This is a genomic window from Kocuria sp. UBA1838 (genome assembly GCF_002338785.1).
GTDB lineage: Bacteria > Actinomycetota > Actinomycetes > Actinomycetales > Micrococcaceae > Kocuria > Kocuria marina.
The window spans coordinates 11,506-15,045 of the sequence record NZ_DDIY01000008.1 but is presented as its reverse complement, the minus strand read 5'-3'; the positions used below and the strand labels follow the sequence as shown (position 1 = coordinate 15,045).

Sequence of the window (3,540 nt, the reverse complement as noted above, 5' to 3'; positions counted from 1 at the left end):
CAGGGTGAGAGTGGGAAGGGCGAGGAGAGCGGACCTCTTCTTGACGATGGCCTTTTGGCGGATGGGTGGGGGCCGAATTGTGAGGCAAATCACAGGCTGCTGTCTATTTCGGAGGCGGCCAGAATCCATGCAAACGACAAACTTTTTCTGACGTGGGGCGACCTTGGTGGACCGCCGTGTGCTCCGCCGCGCGCCCCATGAACCCGAGGGCTGGTGGGGCGACTGATCCGTGCCAGTAGGGCCGGACATACGAAGGCCCCGGATTCCTGACGGAACAGGAATCCGGGGCTTTCGAACTGGGCGGAAGGTAAGGGATTTGAACCCTTGGTACGGGGTTACCGCACACTGGTTTTCAAGACCAGCTCCTTAGGCCGCTCGGACAACCTTCCAGTGTCGCGCGCTCCCGCGGCGGCGCGGGCGAACGAATCGCCATTATTCCATGCGCCGCGCCCGGGGGGCCAATGCCCTCGGCGCGGTGCAGGGAGGGAGGGGTGCGGTGGTGCGCCCCTGGCGCGGGTGATGCCGCTGCGGGAGAATGGGGTACAACGCCGTCGTCAGAGAAGGAAGTGCCATGCGAGCAGTACGCGATGTTCGATCGGGGGGGCCGGAGGTCCTCGAGGCCGCGGAGACCGCCGAGCCACAGCTGATCCCAGAGGGGGTCCTGATCGCCGTGACCGCCGCGGGGCTCAATCGCGCGGACGTCATGCAGCGCAACGGCAACTACCCCGTCCCGCCGGACGCCACGGACATCTTCGGCCTGGAGGTGTCGGGCACGGTCGTGGAACTCGGGGCGGACGTCCCGGAGGCGGCGGGGCTCGCGGTGGGCGACAGCGTCGTCGCCCTGGTGGACTCGGGCGGCTACGCCGAACGCGTGGTCGCGCCGTGGCGGCAGGTCCTCCCGCTGCCCGACGGTGTGGACCCGGTCGCCGCGGCGGGGCTGCCCGAGGTGGCAGCGACCGTGTACTCCAACGTGTTCATGGCCGCCGCGGCCCGGGAGGGGGAAACCCTGCTCGTCCACGGCGGAGCGGGCGGGATCGGGACGCACGCGATCCAGGTGGCCCGCGCCCTGGGGCTCACGGTGCTGGCGACCGTGGGCAGTGACGAGAAGATGCGCGTCGTGAGCGAGCTCGGCGCCACGCCCATCAACTACAAGGACGAGGACTTCGTGGAGCGGGTCCACGAACTCACGGACGGCCACGGCGCGGACGTGATCCTGGACGTCGTCGGCGCCAAGTACCTCGAGCCCAACCTCCGGGCCGCGGCGACGAACGGGCGCATCGTGATCATCGGGACGCAGGGCGGGATCAAGGGCGAACTCAACGTGGGACGGTTGCTCAACAAGCGGGCCGCGGTGATCGGTACGACCCTGCGGGCACGCCCGGCGGATGAGAAAGCCCGGATCATGGCGGCGGTGGGCGAATACGTGTGGCCGCTCGTGGCGTCCGGACAGGTGCGCCCCCTGGTCGCGCGCACGTTCCCGCTCGACCAGGTGCGTGAAGCGCACGAGTACTTCGACAGCGGATCGCACGTGGGCAAGGTGCTGCTGACCGTGTGATCGGGGTGCCCGAGACAGGGTGCCAATGCCGGGACAATGTGGTCCCGCTCGCATACACTCGTGCCAACAATCTCACGCTTCTGCCAGCGTGTTGGCACGAGATCCGGAGCCTTCCCCATGAGCACCACACATCAGCAATCGGCGGGCGCACCCCGGCCCGCGGGCGAGGGTCGCACCGACCTTCCCCCCAATCACGTGGACCCCGAGGTCCTGGAACACGAGCAGACTCGCTGGACCCCGCTGCGGATCGTGATCTGGGTGGGCATCGCCCTGCTGGGCGCGATCGCATGGGCCATGATCGCGTTCGCGCGTGGTGAGTCCATCAACGCCATCTGGTTTGTCTTCGCGGCGGTGTGCAGCTACTTCATCGCGTACCGCTTCTACTCCAAGTTCATCGAACGGAAGCTGACCCGCCCGGACGACCGTCGCGCTACGCCGGCGGAGTACAACGCCAACGGTAAGGACTTCATGCCCACCGACCGGCGGGTGCTCTACGGCCACCACTTCGCGGCCATCGCCGGCGCGGGCCCGCTCGTGGGACCGGTGTTGGCCGCCCAGATGGGCTACCTCCCCGGGACCATCTGGATCATCGTGGGCGTGATCCTGGCCGGTGCGGTCCAGGACTACCTGGTGCTCTTCTTCTCCATGCGCCGCGGTGGCCGTTCCCTGGGTCAGATGGCCCGTGAGGAGCTCGGCGTGGTGGGCGGGTACGCCGCCATCATCGCGACCTTGGCGATCATGATCATCATCGTGGCCATCCTCGCGCTCGTGGTGGTCAATGCCCTGGGCGAGTCGCCGTGGGGTGTGTTCTCCGTGGGGATGACGATCCCCATCGCGCTGTTCATGGGTGTCTACCTGCGGTACTTGCGCCCGGGCAAGGTCATGGAGGTCTCGATCATCGGGTTCGTCCTGCTCATGGCCGCGATCGTTGCCGGTGGCTGGGTCGCGGGCACGGACCTCGGCGCCCAATTGTTCACCCTGGACCGCGTGACCCTCGCGTGGTGCGTGATCGTCTACGGTTTCATCGCGGCCGTGCTACCCGTGTGGTTGCTGCTGTCCCCGCGCGACTACCTCTCCACGTTCATGAAGGTGGGCACCATCGTGCTGCTCGCGGCCGCCATCGTGGTGGTGCGCCCGGAGATCACAGTCCCCGCGGTCAGCGAGTTCGCGGGCCGTTCGGACGGGCCCGTGTTCTCCGGTTCTCTGTTCCCGTTCCTGTTTGTGACCATCGCGTGCGGTGCGCTCTCCGGGTTCCACGCCCTGATCGCATCCGGGACCACGCCCAAGATGATCGAGAAGGAACGCCAGACCCGGTTCATCGGATACGGTGGCATGCTCATGGAGTCCTTCGTGGCCATCATGGCGCTCGTGGCGGCGGTGTCGATCGACCGCGGCATCTACTTCGCGATGAACTCCTCCCCGGCGGCCACCATGGGCACCGTGGAGGGCGCCGCGGCGTTCGTGAACTCGCTGGGTCTCTCCGGCGTGCACGTGACCCCGGAACTGCTGCAGGGCACCGCGGACGCCGTGGGCGAAGAGACCATCATCTCCCGCACGGGTGGCGCACCCACCCTCGCGCTCGGGCTGTCGCACATCATGCACCAGTGGCTCGGCGGGGCCTCCATGATGAGCTTCTGGTACCACTTCGCGATCATGTTCGAGGCCCTGTTCATCCTCACCGCGGTGGACGCCGGCACGCGCGTGGCCCGCTTCATGCTCACCGACACCCTGGGCAACTTCATCCCCAAGTTCCGCGACGCCGATTGGCGCGCGGGTGCGTGGCTCACCACGGCCATCATGGTCGCCGGCTGGGGATCCATCCTAATCCTGGGCGTCACGGACCCGCTGGGCGGTATCAACACGTTCTTCCCGCTGTTCGGCATCGCCAACCAGCTGCTCGCGGCCATCGCGCTCGCGGTGTGTCTGGCCATAGCGGCCAACCTGCACCGCTTCAAGTACCTGTGGATCATCCTGCTGCCGCTCGC

2 protein-coding genes and 1 tRNA gene are annotated in these 3,540 nt (G+C 67.5%); 2 read left to right on the top strand and 1 reads right to left on the bottom strand.

Going from position 1 to position 3,540, the window contains the following annotated elements; genetic code table 11:
• Window positions 1–301: 301 nt before the first annotated feature.
• Window positions 302–389: transfer RNA gene (locus tag B3I25_RS04540), tRNA-Ser, on the bottom strand.
• Window positions 390–571: 182 nt separating this feature from the next.
• Here B3I25_RS04540 and B3I25_RS04535 point away from each other — a divergent pair.
• Window positions 572–1,555, top strand: coding sequence for an NAD(P)H-quinone oxidoreductase (locus tag B3I25_RS04535; protein ID WP_064846289.1), 984 nt, complete (start codon window positions 572–574; stop codon window positions 1,553–1,555).
• Between the two features lie 117 nt (window positions 1,556–1,672).
• The coding region (locus tag B3I25_RS04530; protein ID WP_286737984.1) for a carbon starvation CstA family protein at window positions 1,673–3,540 on the top strand (1,868 nt) is incomplete at its 3' end.

Excerpts from the sequence above, each read along its gene's own strand:
- B3I25_RS04535 (WP_064846289.1), top strand. The coding sequence starts at position 572 with ATGCGAGCAGTACGCGATGTTCGATCGGGGGGGCCGGAGGTCCTCGAG.